This is a genomic window from Bradyrhizobium sp. Ken64, from assembly GCF_055807555.1.
Map to the genome: position 1 here is coordinate 176,599 of NZ_JBVVPA010000007.1, position 21,149 is coordinate 197,747.

Consider the following 21,149-nt stretch of genomic DNA (forward strand, 5'->3'; position numbering starts at 1 on the left):
CGGGCCGGCGGCGCGCGCCGCGGTATCACTGAATTCCTAGGAACGGGGCATCGTCATGTCCGTCTACACAGTTCATGCTCCCTCCCCTGCCGGAGCCGATCTGCGCGCGACCGACAAGTTCGTCTTCGTGCGCGACGGCTTCCATTTCTGGGCGATGATCTTCGGCCCGCTCTGGCTGCTGTGGAACCGGCTATGGCTGGCGCTGATCGGCTGGGTGATCTTCGTTGCCGCGTTCAACGTCGGGCTGTCCAGCCTCGGACTCGGCCGTTCGTCGATCTTCTTCGCCGACGTCATCGTCGCGCTGCTGATGGGATTCGAGGCCTCCAGCCTGCGCCGTTGGACGCTTTCGCGCGGTAAATGGCGGCAGCTCGACGTGGTGATTTCCGACGACGAGGACACCGCCGAGCGCCGCTTCTTCGAGCGCTGGAGCCAGAAACAGCGCGGCATCGTCAACGATCAATGGGCCGTCGATCGCGGCGGCCCGCCGCCGACCCGCAACGTGCCGGGCCAGCAATTCTCCAACCCGCCGCCGATGCCGGCGGGCGGCATCATTGGTTTGTTTCCAGAACCGGGAGGGTCAAGATGAGCGTCGCCATCATCGATTACGGTTCCGGCAATCTGCATTCGGCCGCCAAGGCGTTCGAGCGCGCCGCGCGCAGCATGGATAACCCGCAAAAGGTGTTCGTCACCAGCGATCCGGACCAAGCCTACAGCGCCGATCGTCTGGTGCTGCCGGGCGTCGGCGCCTTCGCCGATTGCCGGCGTGGGCTCGATGCCGTCAACGGCATGGTCGAGGCGATCACCGAAGCGGTGCGCGTCAAGGCGCGGCCGATGTTCGGCATCTGCGTCGGCATGCAGCTGTTCGCCACCCGCGGCAAGGAGCATGTCATCACGCAAGGCCTGAACTGGATCGGCGGCGACGTCGAGAAGATCACGCCGCGCGACGAGAGCCTGAAGATCCCGCACATGGGCTGGAATACGCTCGATGTGCTGCGCGAGCATCCGGTGCTGGACAGGCTGCCGCTCGGCCCCAAGGGCCAGCACGCCTATTTCGTGCACTCCTACCACCTCAACGCCGCCAACGAGGCGGACGTGCTAGCGCGCGCCGACTACGGCGGGCCTGTCACCGCGATCGTCGGCAAGGACACCGCCATCGGGACGCAGTTTCACCCCGAGAAGAGCCAGCGCTTTGGTCTGGCCCTGATCTCGAACTTTTTGCGATGGAAACCGTGATGATTCCCACGGTTTTCACCTCGTCATTGCTCGCAATGACGGAGTGCCTGGCTGACAGCCCCGTTCCCATGAGGGGAACGGGAGAAGGTGCGACATGATTCTCTTTCCCGCGATCGACCTCAAGAACGGCCAATGCGTGCGCCTCGAACAGGGCGACATGGCACGCGCGACCGTTTTCAATCTCAATCCCGCCGCGCAGGCGGCGAGCTTCGTCGCGCAGGGCTTCGAGTATCTCCACGTCGTCGATCTCGACGGCGCGTTTGCCGGCAAGCCGGTGAACGCGCAGGCCGTCGAGGCGATGCTGAAGACGATCACGATTCCGGTGCAGCTCGGTGGCGGCATTCGCGATCTTGCGACTGTCGAAGCCTGGCTCGACAAGGGCATCACCCGTGTCATCATCGGCACCGCCGCGGTGCGTGACCCCGAATTGGTGAAGGCTGCCGCCAAAAACTTCCCCGGTCGCGTCGCGGTCGGGCTCGACGCGCGCGACGGCAAGGTCGCGGTCGAAGGCTGGGCCGAGACCTCGCAGGTGACGGTGCTGGAGATCGCACGGCGTTTCGAGGATGCCGGGGTCGCCGCCATCATCTTCACCGACATTGCGCGCGACGGCCTGCTCAAGGGCCTGAATCTCGATGCGACCATTGCGCTGGCCGACGCCATATCCATCCCCGTCATCGCCTCCGGCGGCCTCGCCTCGATCGAGGACGTCAAGGCGATGCTGACGCCGCGCGCGAAAAAGCTCGCTGGCGCGATCGCCGGCCGCGCGCTTTACGATGGCCGGCTCGATCCCGCAGCCGCCCTCACCCTGATCCGCGCCGCGGCCTAGGAGACATCCGATGTTCAAGGTGCGCGTGATCCCCTGCCTCGACGTCAAGGACGGCCGCGTCGTCAAGGGCGTCAACTTCGTCGATTTGCGCGATGCCGGCGATCCCGTCGAAGCGGCGATCGCCTATGACGCCGCCGGTGCCGACGAGCTCACCTTCCTCGACATCACCGCGACCCATGAGAACCGCGGCATCATGCTGGATGTGGTCCGGCGCACGGCGGAAGCCTGCTTCATGCCCGTGACCGTCGGCGGCGGCGTGCGTGAGGTCAACGACATCAAGACGCTGCTGCGCGCCGGCGCCGACAAGGTCTCGATCAACAGCGCAGCGGTGTCGCGGCGTGAGTTCGTCAAGGAAGCCGCCGAGAAATTCGGCGGGCAGTGCGTGGTGGTCGCGATCGACGCCAAGCGGGTCAAGCGCGCCGGTGGCGGAGAGCGCTGGGAGATCTTCACCCATGGCGGTCGCAACTCGACCGGCATCGACGCCATCGAATATGCCCAGGAGGTGGTCTCGCTCGGCGCCGGTGAAATCCTGCTCACCTCGATGGACCGCGACGGCACGAGGCAGGGTTTCGACATCCCGCTGACCCGGGCGATCGCCGACAGCATTCCCGTTCCCGTGATCGCCTCGGGCGGCGTCGGCAATCTCGACCACCTCGTCGACGGTATTCGCGACGGCCACGCCACCGCCGTACTGGCGGCCTCGATCTTCCATTTCGGGGAATTCACCATCCGCGAAGCCAAGGAGCACATGTCCCGGCGCGGGCTGCCCATGCGCCTCGATGCCTGACGACTCCCGTTCCTAAAAATGCTACATGATCGGCGGGGTCCGTCTTATCCCGCCAGATAACCGGCCAATCCGAGTGTTTTGTATGCCGCGTTTCACGATCCACGATCTGGCTGAGACCATCGACGCCCGCGCTGCAGCGGGTGGCGAGGCGTCCTATACCCGCAAGCTCCTCGACAAGGGCGCCGAACATTGCGCCAAGAAGTTCGGTGAGGAGGCAGTCGAAACCGTAATCGCAGCAGTCGAAAACGATCGCGCGCATCTGATCGCCGAGGGCGCCGACCTGCTCTATCATTTCCTTGTGCTGCTCAAGGCCCGCGGCGTAAAGCTGGAAGAGGTCGAGGCCGCATTGGACAAGCGGACCAATATGTCAGGGTTGGAAGAAAAGGCGTCGCGCAAGGGCGGCAGCTAGCCGAGGTGGAGAGTCGCGTCATGGATATCCGCGCACCCGAGCAGCAATATAATCCGTACCGCGTCTATACGCGCGAGGAGTGGTCGCGACTCCGCGACGACACGCCGATGACGCTGGAGCCGGGCGAATTCGACCGGCTGCGCTCGCTGCACGACCGCCTCGATTTGCAGGAGGTCGAGGACATCTACCTGCCGCTGTCGCGGTTGCTGTCGATCTATGTCGATGCGATGCAGCGGCTTTATTATGCGGAGCGCCAGTTCCTCAACATCCGCGACCGCAAGATGCCCTACATCATCGGCGTCGCCGGTTCGGTCGCGGTTGGAAAATCCACCACGGCCCGCGTGCTTCAGGCGCTGTTGGCGCGCTGGTCGCCGCGTCCCAAGGTCGAGCTGATCACCACCGACGGATTTCTGTATCCCAACGCCGTGCTGGAACGGCAGGGCATCATGCAGAAGAAGGGCTTTCCGGAGAGCTACGACCTACCGCTGCTGCTCAGCTTCCTCTCCGACATCAAGGCCGGCCGCCGCCATGTGCGCGCGCCGGTCTATTCGCATTTGACCTATGACATCGTGCCGAACCAGTGGGCCGAGATCGACCAGCCCGACATCCTGATCGTCGAGGGCGTCAACGTGCTGCAGACCGGCAAGCTGCCGCGCGACGGCAAGGCCGTGCCCGTGGTCTCCGACTTCTTCGATTTCTCGGTCTATATCGACGCCGACGAAGCCGCGCTGCGGCAGTGGTACATCCGGCGTTTCCTCTCGCTGCGCGACACGGCGTTCACCAATCCCAAATCCTACTTCAACCGCTACGCGCTGTTGTCGGACGAGGAGGCCACCGCCACCGCGATCGCGATCTGGGAACGCACCAACCTCGCCAATCTCGAGGACAACATCCTGCCGACCCGCCCCCGCGCGACCCTGATCCTGAAGAAGGGCGCCGACCACACGGTGGCAAGCGTGGCGCTCAGGCGGCTGTAACAGCCTTGATGAACGCAGCCCTTGTTAAATTTCGGGCTGAGTATCTTTTGTTGCAGACCGGCGAGGGGCATTTGGCTATGGCTTTCGGAAACGCACACGGGCACCATGGTTGATCGTCTCAGAAGCGCTGCCGAGCATCTCGAAGCACCGATATGCCCGGACTGCCTTATCGAGATGAAGTGGTTCCGTTCCGAGCTGCTGGCGGACGAGCCGACCCCGATCATCGCGCATCTTTTCGTGTGTCCGCATTGCAAGCGCGCGGCCCAGGCGGATTCCATTTTCAAGGGCAAGCAAGTGCTGCCGGACAAGCTCTCCGCACCGCGTTTTCTGGCTTATGCCGCCTACCGCTCGGCGTCGGCCGGATTCGGCGCTCGGCTGACCGCCGGGTCGTGACTCGACAGGGCGGTCATTTCCGGACCTCCTGTCGCGCTTTTGAACCGATGAAGATGTGCCACGCCGTGAGAAACATCGCGGCTATGAGCGGGCCGATGACGAATCCGTTCGCTCCGAAAGCCGCAAGGCCGCCCAAGGTGGCGAGCAGCACGACATAGCTCGGCATTTGGATCGACTGGCCGACCAGGATCGGGCGGAGAAAATTGTCCGCAAGACCGATCACGAAGGTCCCGAAAGCGAGCAGGATTATCCCTTTCGTGACCGAGCCTGCCACCAGCAAATAGAGTGCGACCGGAACCCAAACCAGGGCGGAGCCGAGCACGGGCAGGAGCGAGAGCAGCGCCATCAGGGCGCCCGCCAGCAGCGGCGCAGTCAAGCCGAGCAGCCAGAAAATCAACCCGCCAAGCGCACCCTGAATCAAGGCAACGAGAACGATCCCCTTGATCGTCCCACGAACCGCGAGGGTGAACGCATTTAGAATCTCGGTGGTGTGGCTCGGCCGCAGCGGGAGCGCGTCGCGGATCCGTGCGCTGAGCTCGTCACCATCGCGGAGCAGGAAGAACAGCAGGTACAACATCACAAGCAAGCTTGCGACGAACTCCAGCGTCAACTGACCGATGTTGATGGCGTGCCCCGCCAGTTGTTGGCCGGCAGGGACGACCAGACTCGACAGACGTTCCTTCAGGGCCGAAAAATCGATACCGGCCAAGCGATCCGACAGGGAAGCGGCCCAGGCGGGCAGCGCGGATTTCAGCTGCTGCAGGGGATGGGCGAAACTGATCTCCCCGCTCTGAGCGCGCTGGTACAGCTCCCCACCCTGGTCGACGAGCGAGGCGATGACGACCGCCACGGGAATGAGGACCATGACGATCACGACGACGACTGTGAACGATGCGGCAAGGTTGCGCTTTCCCGGAAGGGCCTCCAGGGCGCGTCGATAGAGTGGTGCGAAGATGATCGCCAGAAGCGTGGCCCACAACAACGCGCCGGAGAATGGCCAAAGCACCCACCCGAACGCAAGCGAGATCGCGGCAAGCAAGATGAGGAATGAGCGGTCTTCCGATGTTCTCACGTGTTCGCCAACCCTTCTGTTGCCAGAGCATGATCCGGACCTGAAGTCCGGGCCGTCACTTGTCTGCTTTCGCGGTCCAGTCGGCGAGCTTGATGCGTCCTGCAAAGGTTGCGGGACCCGAGCTGCCGGCCTTGTAGACGAAAGCTTCGCCTTCCTGAACGTCCCCGGCATCCTTCCCGAAGGCATCGGCGATGTTGGTCTTGTGGGTGACCAGGAAGGTGTTGGTGCCGGCCTTGGGCGGCGCATCGACGAGCTGCCGCACGGCCTGGCCCGCCTTTGCATTGGCACCCGTCGGATTTGCCATGCCCGACGCGCTCGCGTTGCTGCTGTCCGTCAATGCATCGACCGGCTTGACCTCGCGGCCGGAGATGAGCTTGCCCGCCTCGATCGCGCGGTTCAGCCTGCTGGTGTAGACGTCGCCGATCGGGATCGCGAGCCCCTTGATGGCCGTCCCGATCTGGCCCGCCATGTCGCGGCCCTTTTCACTGAGCTGACGCTGGGCGCTCATGTCGTCGAACTTGAAAGGGTAGACATCCTTTTGGCTGTCGTCGGTGGCGGTGTGGCGAAACACCAGCACATAACCGCCTTGCTTGAGCGAGGCGATCAGTTGCGAGCTATCGGCCGCGGTGGCCTGAATGGAACCGCAGAGAAGGATCACGAAGGCGAGGCGGTAAAGCACGTTCATGCGAAATCCTCTGCTTAAATGCCCCAGAGGATGGTGACGCGCGACGCGGTCGATTTCAATTGTCGATCGCCGGCCGAGATCGGGTTCCTATGAAATCCGGATCAAACCGCCAGCTGCCGCGCCGCCGCCAGTCCGGCCAGCGCCTCTTGCAGCTTCTCGCGATCGAGCGGCTTGATCAGAAACCCGTTCATGCCCGCTTCAAAGCAGGCGTAGCGATCTTCCACCAGCGTATTGGCGGTGAGCGCGAGGATCGGCGTGTGGTGGCCGGCTCTAGCTGCCTCATGCGCACGGATTCGTTTGGTCGTTTCGATGCCGTCGAGCTGCGGCATCTGGATGTCCATCAGCACAAGATCATAGGGCGTGCCGGCCGATGCCGCGCCGAGCCAGGATTCCAGCGCGGCCTCGCCATGGACAGCGATGACGACGCGGTGGCCGAGTTTCGTCAGCAGCGAGCGCATCAACAGCGCGTTGATCTCGTTGTCCTCGGCGACGAGAATTGACAGGCCTTTCGCCGGTACCGCGGCGGTGGATGGAGCCGATGGCTCCGGCGCAAGATCGGGTGAGGCGACCTCCGGGGGCAGCGAGAGGCGCGCGGCGAGTGAGGCCGCGCGCAACGGCTTCACCAGGAAGCCGGTGAAGGCCGGCGAGAGTTTCTCGTGGCGCGAGCCGGACGTCAGCAGCACGAGGCGTTGCGTTGCATGGCTGCGTGCGGCTTCGCCGAGGCGGTCGGCGATGGCAGCGCCGAGCGCGCGATCGATCAGCACCGAATGCCATGAGCGTTCCGGCAGCAGCGCTTCCGCCACCGCCGCGTCCGTCACCATGCAGGTTTGGCCACCCCAGCGCTCCAGCCGCCGCGCGATCAGCGAGGCCTCGATGCCGTCGGCAATCAGCAGGATCGACTTGCCGGTGAGATCGGGACTCGGGAATGCCGTCTGTTCCGCATCGACGGCGGATGACGCCAACGGGATCGCGACCTCGAAGGTCGAACCCTTGCCCGGCTCGCTCGCGAGCGTGATGCGGCCGCCCATGCGCTTGACGATGCGCTCGCTGATGGCGAGACCGAGGCCGGTGCCGCCATAGCTGCGGGCGACGCGCTCGTCGGCCTGCTCGAATTCGCGGAAAATGCGCTGTTGCGCGTCGGCTGCGATGCCGATGCCGGTGTCGCGCACCAGAAAACTGATCTCGTTCGGCCAGATGCCGGGCTCGACGATCAGCGCGACGCCGCCGCTCGCAGTGAATTTGATGGCGTTGCCGGCGAGGTTGAGCAGCACCTGGCGCAGCCGCGCGGCATCGCCGACCACTTCGAGCGGCAGCCGCTCGTCGACATAGGCGGCGATCTCGAGCTGCTTCGCCTGCGCGCGGGGCGCGAGCAGCTCGGTGATGTCCTCGATCAGGCCTGAGAGGGCGAAGGGACGCTGCTCGAGATCGAGCTTGCCGGCTTCGATCTTGGAATAGTCGAGCAACTCCTCGATCAGCGCCATCAGCGCTTCGCCGGAGGTCTTCACGGCCTTGGCGTAGGTCGACTGTTCCGGCGTCAGCGTGGTGTCGAGCAGCAGCCCGCCCATGCCGATGATGCCGTTGAGCGGCGTGCGGATCTCGTGCGAGGCCATCGCCAGGAAGCGCGATTTGGCCCGGTTGGCGGCGTCGGCCTGATCGCGGGCGTCGGACAGCGCACGCTCGGTCTCGGTGCGGTCGGTGACGTCGCGTCCAACGCTCTGCAATTCGGCGGGTTGGCCGGCATCGAGGCGGACATAGCCTTCGCGCCAGGCGATCCAGCGCGCGCCGAGCGGGGTTGCGATCCTCTGGTCGTGAATGCGCGTGCCGTTGCTCTCGCGGGCGCTGTCGCCCTGCTCCAGCACGTCGAAATCAAAGGGCGTACCGACCAGCGCGCCGCGCGCCTGTCCGGCAAGCGCGCAATAGGCGTCGTTGGCGAAGGTGATGCGGCCGCTTGTGTCGCGCAGCACGATCAGATCGCCCTGCTGTTCGAACAGGCTGCGAGCGCGCTCCTCGGCCTCCTTCAGCTCCCAATTGCGGTCGATCAGCGTTTCGTTGTGGGCGGCCAGCGCACGCATCCGCTTGTTGACGAAGCGCAGGCGCATGCTGAGCGTGGCGAGGCCAAGGCAGGCGAGCGCGAACAGGAAGCTGACGCCGATCGCAAACGCATTGGGATCGTAGCCGGACGTCTCGGACCGGCTGCCGGAGACAAATCCATAGGCGCCGCCGAAGGTCGCCGAGAAGATCATGATGGAGCGGATCGCAAAGGCGATTCGGGGGTACTGTCGCCTGAAGCGGCGCATGCGCACCTTGATCCGGAACGTCCGATCCATCGCCACCGACCCGACTCTTTATCTTAAATCGCTGTGCTCGCTGGAACGACGATGTGCCGCCGACCTTGCGAACAGTTTGAGGTGTCGCGACCGCTTCCAAACAGGGTTGACGAGGTGTTAACGGCGCAAAGCGAGGCGACTCAAAGAGAGGCTGCTTGGAGATGACGGTGGCCGCCGCGGGCGCCGACGATCAGTGCCGCCGCCTCGCGCTGCGAGAAGGTCTTCGAGCGCACATAGACGCGGTAGTCCGCCGGCCCCTCGCTGGAGAGATAGATCACCTGACCGCCGTCGACGGGCTGCGCGGCAATCGAGATCAGGCGAGTCGAGGGGTTGGCCTGGCAGGATTCCGATTCCGAACCGGGGCCGTCGTCGACGACGGGGAAGTCGGCAGCGTCCGCATCCTCGGTGATCTGAACCCGCACCGTGGCGCGCGCGGGATCATCGGTGAAGGCGACATGCACGCCGGCGGTCCAGAACAGCGACGTCAGCTCGACCGAGGTGTCGCCGAGGGCGATGCAGGGATGCGAAACCGATCCGATCTCGCTGCGCGCGAACACCGCGGCCGCCAACAGGGGAATAACCGAGGCCAGGATCTTGAAACGCAACATGACACGCTACTCGCCGGGCCCTGGGGAAACTCGTGGCGCGAACTGATGGGCCTTATGGTTTGCAGAGCGTAAAGGAAACTCGTTACCGCCGGGTTGATGCGCTGGATGATCAGGCGATCTGCCGCACATCCTCCGCGAGTGCGCGATAGGACAGCGCCTCGGCGAGATGCAGCCGGCCGATCCTGTCGGCGTGGTCGAGATCGGCCAGCGTGCGCGCCACCCGCAGCACGCGGTGATAGCCGCGCGCCGACAGCCGCATGGTCTCGGCGGCGTCGCGCAGCAGCTTCTGGCCTTGGGCGTCGGGCTTCGCGATCTCCTCCAGCACCGAGGCCGGTGCTTCGGCATTGGTGCGAACCTTCGGCAGGCCGATATCCGCGTAACGCGCGAGCTGGATGTCGCGCGCAGCGGCCACGCGAGCGGCGACTTCAGCCGAGCCCTCTGCCGGCGGCGGCAGGATCAAATCGGCCGCGGTCACCGCGGGAACTTCGATGCGCAAATCGATGCGGTCCATCAGCGGCCCCGAGATGCGGGCCTGGTAGTCGCCGGTGCAGCGATCGATGCGGCCGCGCTTGCAGGCATAGCCGGGCTCGAACGCATTGCCGCAGCGGCAGGGATTCATCGCCGCGATCAGCATGAACCGTGCTGGATAGGTGACGCGGTGATTGGCGCGGGACACCGAGACCTCGCCGTTCTCCAGCGGCTGGCGCAGCGAATCCAGCACGCGCGGATCGAATTCCGGGAGCTCGTCGAGGAACAGCACGCCCTGATGCGCGAGCGAGATCTCGCCGGGCCGTGCGCGCATGCCGCCGCCGGTGAGCGCGGCCATGCTGGCGGAATGATGCGGGGAGCGAAACGGCCGCCGCGCCGTCAGCGCCCCGCCCTCGATCTCGCCGGCGACAGAGGCGATCATCGAGACCTCGAGCAACTCGCCCGGCGACAGCGGTGGCAGGATCGAGGGCAGGCGTGCCGCCAGCATCGATTTGCCGGCGCCGGGCGCGCCGATCATCAGCAGGTGATGACCGCCGGCGGCCGCGATCTCCAGCGCCCGCTTGGCGCTCTCCTGTCCCTTGATGTCGCGCAGGTCGAGCGGCGAGGCCGCGGCCTCGTGCACCTTCGGCACGGGCCGCGACAGCACCTGCGTTCCCTTGAAATGGTTGGCGATCTGGATCAGCGAACTTGCGGCGATGATCTGGATGTCCGGACTCGCCCACGCCGCTTCCGAGCCGCAAGCCGCCGGACAGATCAGCCCCTCCTCGCGCACATTGGCGCCGATCGCGGCGGGCAGAACACCGGCCACCGGCGCGATCGATCCGTCGAGGCCAAGCTCGCCCAGGACGGTGAAGCCGGTCAGCGCATCCGGGGGGATCGCGCCGATCGCCCCCATCAGCCCAAGCGCGATCGGCAGGTCATAATGGCTGCCCTCCTTGGGCAGATCGGCGGGCGCAAGATTGACGGTGATCCGCCGCGCCGGCAGCGCCAACCCTGAGGCGATCAGCGCCGAGCGGACCCGCTCGCGCGCCTCCGACACCGCCTTGTCCGGGAGACCGACGATCGCGAAGGCCGGCAGACCCGGCGCGACCTGCACCTGCACGTCGACCGCGCGGGCCTCGATCCCCTCAAAGGCGACGGTAGAAACCCGCTGAACCATGCCCGAACCAGCCTGCCCTCTTGCACAATTAGGGGTAGCAGAGCGGGCCAGTTCTGGCAAGAACAATACGGGAACGTGTCGAGGGGGCTAGCCTGGCCCTAACCGATCGTAAACACGACGAAGACACTACGCTTCGAATGCAAGCTGCTCCGCTCAGCACATCCCAACGAATGTCCGCTACTCCTAGGGCTGCGGGATGGGCCGTGGTCTAACGGGTGAACAATTCAAATGCTTGCAAATCGCCGGAGAAGCGAACGACGGATGTGCACGCGGCTCGCCAAGATTCATTTTGGCGCGGGTTCGCTGCCGCGGGACTGCACGATCACGGATATTTCGGATGGCGGCGTGAAAGTCGTGGCGGAATTTCTGGAAGTGCCGCCGCAATTCACCATCATCTTCGCGCCCGACTATTCCCGCCAGTGCCGGCTGCGCTGGCGCATCGGCTGCGAGTTCGGCGCCGAATTCACCGACTAAGCTTTCGGAAGCGCCCCGCCTTAACCGGACTTTAGCGTTAATCGGTAAGCATCTCTGATCAGTCGCCGAGTGATCAGAGTATGTCCAAGCGTTTGTCCGTCGCCTCTCTTCCGGCGAGATATCTGTTTTCCGCGCTTCTGATCCTGGCCCTCGGCGGCTGTCAGACCACCGGCATCGAGGACATCACCGGCGCGCTCGGCGGAAAGTCGGACACGGCTGGCAGGGCCGACGCCAAGCCGGACGTGAAGCCGGACATGGACGCGCTGCGCGAGCGCTATCGCGCCAAGCCTGGCGATCCCAACATCGCGCTCGAATACGGCAAGGCGTTGCGCCAGACCGGCCAGCGCGCGCAGGCGCTCGCGGTGCTGGAGCAGGCCGTGCTCGCCCATTCCAACAACAAGGCGCTGCTCGCCGGCTATGGCCGCGCGCTCGCCGACAGCGGCAGTTTCCAGCAGGCGTTCGACGTCCTCGGTCGCGCGCATTCGCCCGAGGATCCCGACTGGCATATCCTGTCGGCGCAGGGCGCCGCGCTCGATCAGCTCGGCCGCAACGAGGAAGCGCAGCAATACTACGCCGCCGCGCTGAAGATCGTGCCGGACGAGCCGTCGGTGCTGTCCAATCTCGGACTGTCCTACATGCTGCAGAACAATCTGCCGCGAGCAGAGGAAACGATGCGCCGGGCGCACGAGCGCAATCCCGCCGATTTTCGCGTACGCGCCAATCTCGCGCTCGTGCTGGGACTGGAAGGAAAGCAGGCCGAGGCCGAAACCATCGTGAAGGCGGATCTGCCGCCGGATCAGGCGGCGGCAAAGGTCACGGCGCTGCGGCAATTGCTGGTGAAGAAGCAGCAGCGGGCGGAGAAGTAACCCGCCGCCCGCGCGGTCAGGACGCCTTGGTCAGGATACCTTGCGATGTGGGGCTGAGCCGCGCCCCGATCGGCCCTTCAGCCTCTTCAGCAGCGGCCCGAGCAGCGAGTGCTTCGGCTTCTTCACCTCGCCACGCCCGGCGAGGCGATTCGCCATGTTCTGGAACAGCTCGGTGGTGCGGTGGCTCTTGGAGACCTCCGCGATCATCTGGCCGTTGTTGGCCGCGGTCGAGAACAGCTTCGAATCGAACGGGATCACCGCGATCGGCTGGCTCTCCATGGTCTTGGCGAATGCCTTGACCTCGATCTCCGCCCGCTTGGGCATGCCGACCTGGTTGATGCAGTAGAGCGGTGGACGGTCGTTCGGCCGCGCCGCCTTCAACACGTTCAGCATGTTCTTGGTGTTGCGCAGGTTCGCAAGATCAGGCTCGGCCACGATCACGATGTCGTCCGCGTTGACCAGCGCGCGCCGCGTCCAGCCCGACCATTGATGGGGAACGTCGAGCACGATGCAGGGCGTGGTCATGCGCAGGGTGTCGAACACCGCATCGAAGGCCTCCGCGCCGAAATCGTAGACGCGGTCAAGGGTGGCAGGCGCAGCAAGCAGGCTGAGACGCTCGGTGCATTTGGAGAGCAGACGCTCCATCAGGGCCGTGTCCGGCCGATCCTGCGACAGCACCGCGTTGGCGATGCCCTGCACCGGGTCCTGGTTGTAGTCCAGACCCGCGGTGCCGAAGGCGAGGTCGAGATCGATCACGACGGAATCGAGCGCGAGGTCGCGGGCGATGGTCCAGGCCACGTTGTGCGCGACGGTGGAGGCGCCGACACCGCCCTTGGCGCCGACCACCGCGATGACGCGGCCGGTGATGATGGCTTCGGACGCCGAGAACAGGCTGCAGATCGAGCGGACGACGTCGAGCGTTTCGACCGGTCCCACCACATAATCGTTGACGCCGCGGCGGACCAGCTCGCGATAGGGCGCGGTGTCGTTGGGATTGCCGATCACGACCACACGGGTGCCGGGATCGCAGACGCCGGCGAGGTCGTCGAGACCCTCGAGGATGTCGCGGGTGCCGTCGGATTCGATCACGATGACGTTCGGCGTCGGCATCGTTTCATAGACTTCGATTGCCGCAGCTAAGCCACCGTCCTTGGCGGTGAGATGCGCCTTGGCGAGACGGCGATCCTGCCCGGCCGCGGTCACCGCGGCGAGCGTCTGCTCGGTCTCGCAAAAGGCCTGCACGGAGATGCGAGGAACCGGCGCAATGTGTTCCTCGGGGTGCTGCGGATCGTCCGCTTCTTCGTCGTGGACGCGTGTCATCTGCCTGTGTCGCTGAGTTTCGCCTTGTCGGCGTCTGGATTGCTGGTCGCGATCGGCGTGCCCTTGCGATAGCGCTCGAATGCCATGTCACGCCGTGCGTTATAGACCGGCGTCTCGGACCGCGGCTGCTCCAGGTCGGCCGGATTGTCGATCATGGCCGCGAGGTTGCGCTGGCTTGCGCAGCCCAGGTTGAAGTAGGGCCGGTTCTCGTTGTAGCCGGGGTCGAGGATGGAGGGGCCGATATCTTCCGGCCACAGCCCGCAGGGGCCGGCGACCGCGGCGATCCGGGAATAGCTCAGGCGAATGGTGGGCAGCAGTCCGGGATCCTCGGGCCTATAGGGATGCTGGACGATGGCACGCGAGGGCACGCCGACGGATGCGAGCACGGAACGGATCTCGTGATAGGTCGCTGCCGCCGCGCGCGAATTCGCGGCGTTGACGGGGACGTCGACGACGACCGAGCCGGTGCCTTCGCGCACCCAGTCCCGGGCAATGCCGGCGACGTCCGCGTGCTGCGCGGCCGAGAGGCCGCCGCGAGCCTTGCCGACGAAGATCACGATCGACTTCTTGGCTTCCTCGACCGCGATCGGGTGACGCTGGCGATAATCGGTCGGCACCGTCTGGGTGACGATCTCGCCGGTGGTGTTGCAGGCGCCCAGCATGACGGAGAGCCCCGTCAGTGCCAGCGCGACGCTCAACGTGCGACGTCGATCGGTCATGGTCTTCGTCATCGCTTCATCCTCGTGCCCCGTCTCTTGCCCGTCTCTTGCCCCATTCCCCAAGCCGCCTGTTCGTCGTCAGTCGATGATGAAGCCGAAATCACCGGGCGTGCCCGCGATCGGATCGACGCGGCGTGCGATGCCATAGAGGCGGTTCATGCGGCCGAGCAGCGCCGTCTGGGCGTCAGAGGCCGGCGCGAAGCCGTCGTCGGGCCGGGACAGTTCCTTCTGAGCCACCGCGCGCACCACATAGGGCGTCACGATCACCATCAGCTCGGTCTCGTTGTTGACGAAGTCCTGGCTGCGGAACAGCGCGCCGATGATCGGCACCTGGTCGACGCCGGGCAGGCCGTTGATCGCCTGTTTGGTCTGCTGCTGGATCAGGCCGGCCATGGCCATCGAGCCGCCCGAGGGAATTTCCAGCGTCGTTTCGGCGCGGCGGGTCTGGATCGAGGGGATGGTGATCGAGTTCGTCGAGTTCGACGACAGCGCCTGGGTCACCGTGATGGCGCTCTGGTTCGACAGCTCGGACACCTCGGTCATCACGCGCAGGCTGATGCGGCCCTCGCTCAGCACGACCGGGGTGAAGTTCAGGGAGATGCCGAACTTCTTGTAGGTGATCTGGGTGGTGCAAACGTGGGTGACGGGATCGCAGGCATAGCCCGAGGGAATGGGGAATTCGCCGCCGGCGATGAAGGTGGCGGATTCGCCGGAGATCGCGGTCAGGCTCGGCTCGGCGAGCGTGCGCATGACACCGGCGCTTTCCATCGCGCGCATCGTGGCGCTGACGGTCGCGAAGCCCTTGGTCAGACCGGCGACACCTAATCCGTTGTTGCTGACGATCGGTCCGCCGCTGACCGAGAACGGGTTGGAATTGTTGAAGTTCACCACCGCGGTGCCGGCGTTCAGGCTGGCGCTGAGATCGACGCCCAGTTGCTTGACGATATCGCGGCGCACTTCGCCGACCACGACCTTGAGCATCACCTGGTCGCGGCCGCGCACGACGATGTTGTTGACCACCTTCTCGGAGCCGCCGACCAGTTTCGCGGCGACGTCGCCGGCCTGCTGGGCCTCGACCGGGCTCGACACCGAGCCGGTCAGCATCACGCTGTCGCCGACGCCTTCGATCTGCACGCCCGGCAGCGCTTGACGCAGCGCCGTGCGCATGCCGTTGAGATCGCGCTTCACCGCGATGTCGTAGGCGGCCACCTGCTGGCCGTCGGCCGCGAAGAACACGACGTTGGTCTGGCCGACCTGTCCGCCGATGATATAGGCGCGTTGGGCCGAGCGGATCACGGCATTGGCGATCTTGGGATCGGCAACCAGCACGTCCTTGACGTCGCGCGGCAGGTCGATCACGGCGGACTTGCCGACGCCGAGCGACAGGAAGCGCGTCTTCGCCGGCGCGATCGTCCCGACCGGCGACACATCGAGATCGGCTGCCTGCATCGGCGCCTGGTCGCCCACAGGCGCATCTGCGGCGCTGACGACATCGGGGACTGCGAGGAGCCCCAGGATCAGCATCGTCCCCGTCCAGAACGAGCGCGCGCGCTTCCCCCGAATGCGCATGCCGGTCCGATCATCCCCGTAGTTCATCATATCCCCATCACTTCTGTGACGTCAGTTGCCGCGCCTGTACGCCGTAGCGGATCACGTTGACCCCGCCGGACCGCTTGCTCGTCTGGTCCTCGGGCGTGCTGTCGACCGAGTTGGCATCGACGATGCTGCGCAGCGCGAGTGTCAGCGTGCCGCCCTGGCGCGCTGCCGATAGCGCGGCGACCTGGTCGGGCTTGAGTTCGAGCGTGACGGTCCTGCCGACGACGGCGTTCTGGCCGTCCTTTTCCTTCGGCGCCTGGTCGATCGCGAGCACGCGGATATTGGTCAGGATCGCTTCGGACAGGATGAGGTCGTTACCGCCGGCCCCGTCAGGATTCTTCAGGCGGCGGGTCAGCATGATATCGACGCGGTCATTCGGCAGGATGAAGCCGCCGGCGGCAGTCTCGGCTGAAATCTCGGTGGAGACGGCGCGCATGCCCGACGGCAGGATCGCGGCCATGAAGCCGGAGCCGTCGGCCTTGACCAGCTTCTGCTCGCGGATCGGCTCGCCCTGCATCAACGGCACGCGTGCGATCGAGCCTGCGATCTGGATCAGCGCCTCGGGCCTGTTGTCGCGGCGGATGAACGCGCTGCTCGCGGTCGCCGCAGGCCAGACCTGCCATTGCAGGTCATCGGGCTTCACGGCCTGACCGAGCTGGATGTCGTTCTTGGCAACCAGGACCTCGACCGTCGGCAGCTTTTCGGCGACGGGGAGAACGGGCGCGGGCTTGTTGTCATAGCCGCTCGCCAGATAGGCGGCGACGCCGCCGGCGCCCAGCGCGATGACGAGAACGACAATGCGTGCGGTGTTCATACGCTTCTACTCTTACGCGGGGCACTCGAACCGCACCTGGCGGGTCCCCCATGTCGATGAGTAGGCAGTAAAAGTATAAGGGGTGTTGCGAGGCCGAATGTGAGCGCTGGCCACGCTGTGGTCTTTCGGCAGATGGTGAACGTCGCGTTAGCCGGTCGGCCACTGGCCCCGTAGTTTCACGCAGTCGCGGCCCGTGCGTTCGAACGATGCGCGCCGTGTCATGGTGAATGGGTCGTTAGTGATGGGTGCGGTGATGCCGTGCATGCATTGGGTAGCCCGGATGGAGCGAAGCGCAATCCGGGGCCGCTGAAGATGGTGTGGCATCCCGGATTTCGCTGCGCTCCATCCGGGCTACAAGCCGGCGGCTACTTCGCCCGCTTCTGCTCGATCACGTCCCAGAGCTTTGCGGCCACGTCCGGTCCGCCGAGCCGCGCGATGGCGCGGATGCCGGTCGGCGAGGTCACGTTGATCTCGGTGAGGTTGCCGTTGATGACGTCGATGCCGACGAACAACAGCCCGCGCTCGCGCAACGCCGGGCCGACGGTGGCGCAGATCTCGCGCTCGCGCGGCGTGAGCTCGGTCTCCTGCGCTGCGCCGCCGCGCACCATGTTGGAGCGGAGGTCGTCGGCGGCCGGCACGCGATTCACCGCGCCGGCGAACTCGCCGTTGATCAGGATGATGCGCTTGTCGCCGTGCTTCACCTCGGGAATGAACTGCTGGATCACCCAGGCTTCCTTGAACGTCACCGAGAACATGTCGAACAGCGAGCCGAAATTCATGTCCTGCGGCATCACGCGGAACACCGCCGCGCCGCCATGGCCGTGCAAGGGCTTCATCACGACGGCGCCATGCTTGTCGCGAAACGCGTTGATCTCGTCGAGGTCGCGCGAGATCAGCGTCGGCGGCATCAGCTGCGGGAAGTTCATCACGAACAGCTTTTCCGGCGCGTTGCGCACGGAGGCGGGATCGTTGACGACGAGTGTCTTTGGATGGATGCGTTCGAGCAGGTGCGTCGAGGTGATATAGGCGAGGTCGAACGGCGGGTCCTGGCGGAGCAGCACCACGTCGAAGCCGTTGAGCGCTTCGCGCCTGGGCTCGCCCAGGGTGAAATGATTGCCGGGCTCGTCGCGCACGGTGAGCAGCTGAACGGGAGCGACGATTTCCTCGCCGACCATCGAGAGCTTGTCGGGCGTGTAATAGGACAGGCCGTGGCCGCGCTTCTGCGCCTCCAGGAGCAGCGCAAAGGTGGAATCACCCTTGATGTTGATGCGGGCGATGGGGTCCATCTGGACGGCGACGTTCAGTTTCATGGTCTGCCTTTCAGGTCGAGGCGTCGAATGCCGCCAACACATGGCGTGGAAGTGACCGCGGCGCAATCAGCATGGCATCGAATCGCATTTCAAATTCCGCATGCTCGGGATGCGCGACGAGCCAGCCTTGCGCGGCGTCGATGATGCGCTGCTGCTGGCGCGGCGTCACGGCGAAGGCGGCGTCGTCCAGCGTCGCGCGCGCCTTGACCTCGACGAAGGCGATCAAATTGCGGCGGCGCGCCACGATGTCGATCTCGCCATGCGGCGTGCGGAAGCGTTTGGCGAGGATGCGATACCCCTTGGCCATGAGATAGGCTGCGGCGCGGCTTTCCGCGGAGATGCCGGTGCGAAACGCGGCGACGCGCTCGAGCGAGGCGATTTTCGGTTCCGCCGGGGCCTCATTCTTCGCCATCGCCGCCCCGCAATTCCTTGGCAAGTTCGAGCGCGCGGGCATAGACCTCGCGGCGCGGCCGGCCCGAGAGCGCGACCGCATGCGCCACCGCATCCTTGACGCTATTCGCGGCGAGCTGCTCGCGCAGGACGTCGTCGAGTGCTTTCGATGTCAGCATCTCGGCATCCGGCGCAGGCGGAGCGATCACCAGCACGAATTCGCCGCGCGTCTCCAGCGTGTCGGCACCGCGCGCCAGCTCACGCAACGTCGCGCGCGAAATCTGCTCGTGCAGTTTCGTCAGCTCGCGGCAGATCGCGGCTTCGCGGGTCCCCATGATCTCGGCGAGCTCGGCCAGCGTGTCCTGCACGCGGTTGCCGGAATCGAACATCACCAGCGTCGCATCGATGCGCGCAAGCTCGGCCAGGCGCGACCGCCGCGCCGCCGATTTCGCCGGCAGAAAGCCTTCGAAGAAGAAGCGGTCGGTCGGCAGCGCTGCGACTGACAGCGCCGCCAGCACCGAGGACGGGCCGGGCAGCGCGTAGGCCGCGTGGCCGGCGGCGCAGACCTCGCGCACCAGCTTGTAGCCGGGATCGGAGATCAGCGGCGTACCGGCGTCCGACACCAGCGCGATCGAGCCGCCCTGCGAAAGCGCCTCCAGGATCTTTGGGCGGGCCGCTTCCGCGTTGTGTTCGTGATATTGCTTGAGCTGCGCGGAGATGTCGTAGCGCTCGGTCAGACGCCGCGTGATGCGGGTGTCCTCGCAGGCGATGACATCGACCCCCGCGAGGGTCTGCAGCGCTCGCAGCGTGATGTCGCCGAGATTGCCGATGGGGGTCGCGACCAGGTGCAGGCCCGGCGCGGCCTTCGGCGCGACAAGCCGATGGGCATCGATGGAGAAACCGCGCGAGGCGGGCTCCGTCGTCTCAGGTGTATTTATCGGGGACGGCTTTGCGCGCATAATCAGACGAACTTAGGCATGATCCCCGGGGCTGGGAACCGGTCCCCGGAAAAAGATCGTGCCTGGGCGAGAGGCGAGGCAAGGGAAGACTGGAATGTGATCCATTCGGCATCACATTCCCGAGGGAATGAAGCGTCAGCGCCTTATTCGCGGCGGAAACGCCGCCTTGATGCGGGGGTGACGGACGGCGGACAGCTAGCCAGAACTTGAGAGGAAGCCGCGTTAAGCGGGCATTATCCTTTTGTTTGAGTTAACTATTTGCCGACAATATGCCTGAATCCATGGCCGGTGTCGTGGAAAGAATGTCGTGAGCGGCTGGCGACGGTCGGTCAGAAGAGAAACTGCCATGCTCGGCCCGCGTGATCCCAGATCTTCCTTTTCGGAGGAGTCTCCCGTTCAGGGGCCCCTGATGTCAGGGGCGACCCGGCGAAGCGCGCTCGGCCTCTTGCTCGGCGCGCCGCTGCTGTCGGCCTGCGCCGGCGTGCAGCAGAGCCTGAGCCAGTTCTCCAGTCCGTTCAGCAGTTCCTCTCCGCCTCCGGCCCAGCCGGCCGGCCCGCCGCAACAGGCGACAACCGCCGGCACCGGCGGGGTGAAGGTTGCCCTGATCCTGCCGCTCTCGGCATCCGGCAATGCCGGCCTCGCCGCGCAGTCGATGCGCAACGCCGCCGAGATGGCGCTGGCCGAGTTCCAGAATCCCAACATCCAGCTCCTGATCAAGGACGACAATGGCAGCCCGCAGGGCGCGCAGGCGAGTGCGCAGCAGGCGGTCGACGAGGGCGCCGAGATCATCCTGGGGCCGCTGTTCGCGCAATCGGTGCCTGCGGTGGCGCAGATCGCGCGCACGCGCGGCATCCCGGTGATGGCGTTCTCGACCGATTCCAGCATCGCCGGGCGCGGTGTCTATCTGCTGAGCTTCCTGCCGGAGTCGGACGTCAACCGCATCGTCGAATATTCCGCCGGCATCGGAAAGCGCTCCGTCGCCGTGCTGGTGCCCGACAATGCCTACGGCAATGTGGTCGAGGCCGCCGTGAAGGCGGCGGTGCCGCGCCGTGGCGGGCGCATTGTCGCGTTCGAGAAATACGGCGCCGATCGCGCTACGCCGGCGCGGACCGTGGCGCAGCAGCTCGGCAGCGCCGATGCGCTGTTCATCGCCGATGATGGCGACGCCGTCGTCTCGGTGGCCGACGCGTTGAGCGCGGCCGGTGCGAATCTGCGCAATATCCAGCTGCTCGGCACCGGCCTGTGGGACAGTCCGCGCGTCTATGCGAGCTCCAGCTTGCAAGGCGGCCTCTACGCCGCGCCGGACCCGGCCGGCTTCCGCGCCTTCTCCGGCCGCTATCGCACCAAATACGGCGCCGAGCCGGTGCGCACCGCAACGCTCGCCTATGACGCGGTCGCCCTGGTCGCCGCGCTCGCGCGCACGCAGGGCACCACGCGCTTCTCCTCCGACGTTCTCACCAACCCCTCCGGCTTCGCCGGCATCGACGGCCTGTTCCGCTTCCGCGCCGACGGCACCAACGAGCGCGGCCTCGCGGTGATGAAGGTGACGACCGGTGGCGGTGTAGCCGTGGCGGGCTCGCCGAAGAGTTTTGGGGCGTAGCTATTTCCTCGACGTCGTCCTGGCGAAAGCCAGGACCCATAACCACAGGAAGTGGTTTTGCGGAGACTCGTGGTTGGCAGCTTTACGCTAACTGCTCTTTGGGGCAATGGGTCCTGGCTTTCGCCAGGACGACGAT

At 65.6% G+C, this 21,149-nt stretch carries 22 protein-coding genes; 10 read left to right on the plus strand and 12 right to left on the minus strand.

From position 1 onward, the window contains the following. Positions 1 to 55 precede the first annotated feature (55 nt). From AC0L2F_RS14975 to AC0L2F_RS15005, 7 genes are all read left to right on the plus strand, one after another. Entirely contained in the window at positions 56 to 586 is a 531-nt protein-coding gene (locus AC0L2F_RS14975) for a DUF2628 domain-containing protein (RefSeq protein WP_473248871.1), read from the plus strand. Further along, positions 583 to 1,233 (plus strand): imidazole glycerol phosphate synthase subunit HisH, encoded by a 651-nt coding sequence (hisH, locus tag AC0L2F_RS14980; protein WP_354064986.1) that lies wholly within the window; start codon positions 583 to 585, stop codon positions 1,231 to 1,233. The genes AC0L2F_RS14975 and hisH overlap by 4 nt, the downstream gene beginning before the upstream one ends. Before the next feature lie 94 nt (positions 1,234 to 1,327). Continuing rightward, complete coding sequence (gene hisA / locus AC0L2F_RS14985; protein WP_473248872.1) at positions 1,328 to 2,059, plus strand: 1-(5-phosphoribosyl)-5-[(5-phosphoribosylamino)methylideneamino]imidazole-4-carboxamide isomerase; 732 nt, start codon at positions 1,328 to 1,330, stop codon at positions 2,057 to 2,059. Between the two features lie 10 nt (positions 2,060 to 2,069). Then, positions 2,070 to 2,846 carry an imidazole glycerol phosphate synthase subunit HisF gene (gene hisF / locus AC0L2F_RS14990; RefSeq protein WP_007604055.1) on the plus strand — a complete coding sequence of 259 codons (777 nt, stop codon included), beginning with the start codon at positions 2,070 to 2,072 and terminating at the stop codon, positions 2,844 to 2,846. Positions 2,847 to 2,928: 82 nt separating this feature from the next. Beyond that, entirely contained in the window at positions 2,929 to 3,255 is a 327-nt protein-coding gene (locus AC0L2F_RS14995; protein ID WP_007598445.1) for a phosphoribosyl-ATP diphosphatase, read from the plus strand. A 20-nt stretch (positions 3,256 to 3,275) separates the two neighbouring features. After that, positions 3,276 to 4,232, plus strand: coding sequence for a type I pantothenate kinase (coaA, locus tag AC0L2F_RS15000; RefSeq protein ID WP_007598451.1), 957 nt, complete (start codon positions 3,276 to 3,278; stop codon positions 4,230 to 4,232). A gap of 105 nt (positions 4,233 to 4,337) precedes the next feature. After that, complete coding sequence (locus AC0L2F_RS15005; protein ID WP_473248873.1) at positions 4,338 to 4,625, plus strand: hypothetical protein; 288 nt, start codon at positions 4,338 to 4,340, stop codon at positions 4,623 to 4,625. A 13-nt stretch (positions 4,626 to 4,638) separates the two neighbouring features. On the opposite strand, the gene AC0L2F_RS15010 is transcribed toward AC0L2F_RS15005, so the two are convergent. The 5 genes from AC0L2F_RS15010 to AC0L2F_RS15030 all read right to left on the minus strand — a co-directional run bounded on the left by AC0L2F_RS15010 (position 4,639) and on the right by AC0L2F_RS15030 (position 10,965). Then, positions 4,639 to 5,697 carry an AI-2E family transporter gene (locus AC0L2F_RS15010; RefSeq protein ID WP_473248874.1) on the minus strand — a complete coding sequence of 353 codons (1,059 nt, stop codon included), beginning with the start codon at positions 5,695 to 5,697 and terminating at the stop codon, positions 4,639 to 4,641. 55 nt (positions 5,698 to 5,752) lie between these two features. Continuing rightward, entirely contained in the window at positions 5,753 to 6,382 is a 630-nt protein-coding gene (locus tag AC0L2F_RS15015; RefSeq protein WP_473248875.1) for a histidine phosphatase family protein, read from the minus strand. Between the two features lie 101 nt (positions 6,383 to 6,483). Next, positions 6,484 to 8,709 (minus strand): PAS domain-containing hybrid sensor histidine kinase/response regulator, encoded by a 2,226-nt coding sequence (locus tag AC0L2F_RS15020; protein ID WP_473248935.1) that lies wholly within the window; start codon positions 8,707 to 8,709, stop codon positions 6,484 to 6,486. Positions 8,710 to 8,849: 140 nt separating this feature from the next. Continuing rightward, the gene (locus AC0L2F_RS15025; protein ID WP_473248876.1) at positions 8,850 to 9,317 is read right to left on the minus strand and encodes a hypothetical protein; all 468 of its coding nucleotides are present in this window, start codon (positions 9,315 to 9,317) and stop codon (positions 8,850 to 8,852) included. Positions 9,318 to 9,426: 109 nt separating this feature from the next. Beyond that, a complete protein-coding gene (locus tag AC0L2F_RS15030) occupies positions 9,427 to 10,965 on the minus strand; it encodes a YifB family Mg chelatase-like AAA ATPase (protein WP_473248877.1) in 1,539 nt (512 codons plus the stop codon). Positions 10,966 to 11,193: 228 nt separating this feature from the next. Here AC0L2F_RS15030 and AC0L2F_RS15035 point away from each other — a divergent pair, with 228 nt between their 5' ends. Both AC0L2F_RS15035 and AC0L2F_RS15040 read left to right on the plus strand, forming a co-directional pair. Beyond that, positions 11,194 to 11,439, plus strand: a complete 246-nt coding sequence (locus tag AC0L2F_RS15035; protein ID WP_007598461.1) for a PilZ domain-containing protein — start codon at positions 11,194 to 11,196, stop codon at positions 11,437 to 11,439. Positions 11,440 to 11,519: 80 nt separating this feature from the next. Next, a complete protein-coding gene (locus AC0L2F_RS15040) occupies positions 11,520 to 12,305 on the plus strand; it encodes a tetratricopeptide repeat protein (protein WP_473248878.1) in 786 nt (261 codons plus the stop codon). Between the two features lie 30 nt (positions 12,306 to 12,335). Here AC0L2F_RS15040 and AC0L2F_RS15045 read toward each other — a convergent pair whose 3' ends face one another. The 7 genes from AC0L2F_RS15045 to rsmI all read right to left on the minus strand — a co-directional run bounded on the left by AC0L2F_RS15045 (position 12,336) and on the right by rsmI (position 19,413). Beyond that, positions 12,336 to 13,625 carry a CpaE/TadZ family protein gene (locus AC0L2F_RS15045; protein ID WP_473248879.1) on the minus strand — a complete coding sequence of 430 codons (1,290 nt, stop codon included), beginning with the start codon at positions 13,623 to 13,625 and terminating at the stop codon, positions 12,336 to 12,338. Beyond that, the gene (locus AC0L2F_RS15050) at positions 13,622 to 14,356 is read right to left on the minus strand and encodes a CpaD family pilus assembly protein (protein WP_473248880.1); all 735 of its coding nucleotides are present in this window, start codon (positions 14,354 to 14,356) and stop codon (positions 13,622 to 13,624) included. Before AC0L2F_RS15050 ends, AC0L2F_RS15045 begins: the two co-directional genes overlap by 4 nt. Positions 14,357 to 14,422: 66 nt before the next feature. Beyond that, positions 14,423 to 15,940 (minus strand): type II and III secretion system protein family protein, encoded by a 1,518-nt coding sequence (locus tag AC0L2F_RS15055; protein WP_473248936.1) that lies wholly within the window; start codon positions 15,938 to 15,940, stop codon positions 14,423 to 14,425. 10 nt (positions 15,941 to 15,950) lie between these two features. After that, positions 15,951 to 16,754 (minus strand): Flp pilus assembly protein CpaB, encoded by an 804-nt coding sequence (gene cpaB, locus AC0L2F_RS15060; protein ID WP_473248881.1) that lies wholly within the window; start codon positions 16,752 to 16,754, stop codon positions 15,951 to 15,953. Between the two features lie 365 nt (positions 16,755 to 17,119). Next, positions 17,120 to 18,064 carry a glutathione synthase gene (gene gshB, locus AC0L2F_RS15065; protein ID WP_211395035.1) on the minus strand — a complete coding sequence of 315 codons (945 nt, stop codon included), beginning with the start codon at positions 18,062 to 18,064 and terminating at the stop codon, positions 17,120 to 17,122. A gap of 10 nt (positions 18,065 to 18,074) precedes the next feature. Further along, positions 18,075 to 18,476, minus strand: coding sequence for a YraN family protein (locus tag AC0L2F_RS15070; protein ID WP_473248882.1), 402 nt, complete (start codon positions 18,474 to 18,476; stop codon positions 18,075 to 18,077). Then, complete coding sequence (rsmI, locus tag AC0L2F_RS15075) at positions 18,463 to 19,413, minus strand: 16S rRNA (cytidine(1402)-2'-O)-methyltransferase (protein WP_473248883.1); 951 nt, start codon at positions 19,411 to 19,413, stop codon at positions 18,463 to 18,465. The genes AC0L2F_RS15070 and rsmI overlap by 14 nt, the downstream gene beginning before the upstream one ends. Positions 19,414 to 19,759: 346 nt before the next feature. Between rsmI and AC0L2F_RS15080 the strand changes: the two genes are divergently transcribed. Then, positions 19,760 to 21,013 carry a penicillin-binding protein activator gene (locus AC0L2F_RS15080; protein WP_473248884.1) on the plus strand — a complete coding sequence of 418 codons (1,254 nt, stop codon included), beginning with the start codon at positions 19,760 to 19,762 and terminating at the stop codon, positions 21,011 to 21,013. Positions 21,014 to 21,149 lie beyond the last annotated feature (136 nt).

Excerpts from the sequence above, each read along its gene's own strand:
- AC0L2F_RS15025 (WP_473248876.1), bottom strand. The coding sequence starts at position 9,317 with ATGTTGCGTTTCAAGATCCTGGCCTCGGTTATTCCCCTGTTGGCGGCC.
- gshB (WP_211395035.1), bottom strand. The coding sequence starts at position 18,064 with ATGAAACTGAACGTCGCCGTCCAGATGGACCCCATCGCCCGCATCAAC.
- coaA (WP_007598451.1), top strand. The coding sequence starts at position 3,276 with ATGGATATCCGCGCACCCGAGCAGCAATATAATCCGTACCGCGTCTAT.
- AC0L2F_RS15040 (WP_473248878.1), top strand. The coding sequence starts at position 11,520 with ATGTCCAAGCGTTTGTCCGTCGCCTCTCTTCCGGCGAGATATCTGTTT.
- AC0L2F_RS15055 (WP_473248936.1), bottom strand. The coding sequence starts at position 15,940 with ATGAACTACGGGGATGATCGGACCGGCATGCGCATTCGGGGGAAGCGC.
- AC0L2F_RS15045 (WP_473248879.1), bottom strand. The coding sequence starts at position 13,625 with ATGACACGCGTCCACGACGAAGAAGCGGACGATCCGCAGCACCCCGAG.
- hisH (WP_354064986.1), top strand. The coding sequence starts at position 583 with ATGAGCGTCGCCATCATCGATTACGGTTCCGGCAATCTGCATTCGGCC.
- AC0L2F_RS15020 (WP_473248935.1), bottom strand. The coding sequence starts at position 8,709 with ATGGATCGGACGTTCCGGATCAAGGTGCGCATGCGCCGCTTCAGGCGA.
- AC0L2F_RS15080 (WP_473248884.1), top strand. The coding sequence starts at position 19,760 with ATGCTCGGCCCGCGTGATCCCAGATCTTCCTTTTCGGAGGAGTCTCCC.
- AC0L2F_RS14975 (WP_473248871.1), top strand. The coding sequence starts at position 56 with ATGTCCGTCTACACAGTTCATGCTCCCTCCCCTGCCGGAGCCGATCTG.
- AC0L2F_RS15015 (WP_473248875.1), bottom strand. The coding sequence starts at position 6,382 with ATGAACGTGCTTTACCGCCTCGCCTTCGTGATCCTTCTCTGCGGTTCC.
- hisF (WP_007604055.1), top strand. The coding sequence starts at position 2,070 with ATGTTCAAGGTGCGCGTGATCCCCTGCCTCGACGTCAAGGACGGCCGC.
- cpaB (WP_473248881.1), bottom strand. The coding sequence starts at position 16,754 with ATGAACACCGCACGCATTGTCGTTCTCGTCATCGCGCTGGGCGCCGGC.
- hisA (WP_473248872.1), top strand. The coding sequence starts at position 1,328 with ATGATTCTCTTTCCCGCGATCGACCTCAAGAACGGCCAATGCGTGCGC.
- AC0L2F_RS15005 (WP_473248873.1), top strand. The coding sequence starts at position 4,338 with ATGGTTGATCGTCTCAGAAGCGCTGCCGAGCATCTCGAAGCACCGATA.
- AC0L2F_RS14995 (WP_007598445.1), top strand. The coding sequence starts at position 2,929 with ATGCCGCGTTTCACGATCCACGATCTGGCTGAGACCATCGACGCCCGC.
- rsmI (WP_473248883.1), bottom strand. The coding sequence starts at position 19,413 with ATGCGCGCAAAGCCGTCCCCGATAAATACACCTGAGACGACGGAGCCC.
- AC0L2F_RS15035 (WP_007598461.1), top strand. The coding sequence starts at position 11,194 with ATGCTTGCAAATCGCCGGAGAAGCGAACGACGGATGTGCACGCGGCTC.
- AC0L2F_RS15050 (WP_473248880.1), bottom strand. The coding sequence starts at position 14,356 with ATGACGAAGACCATGACCGATCGACGTCGCACGTTGAGCGTCGCGCTG.
- AC0L2F_RS15030 (WP_473248877.1), bottom strand. The coding sequence starts at position 10,965 with ATGGTTCAGCGGGTTTCTACCGTCGCCTTTGAGGGGATCGAGGCCCGC.
- AC0L2F_RS15070 (WP_473248882.1), bottom strand. The coding sequence starts at position 18,476 with ATGGCGAAGAATGAGGCCCCGGCGGAACCGAAAATCGCCTCGCTCGAG.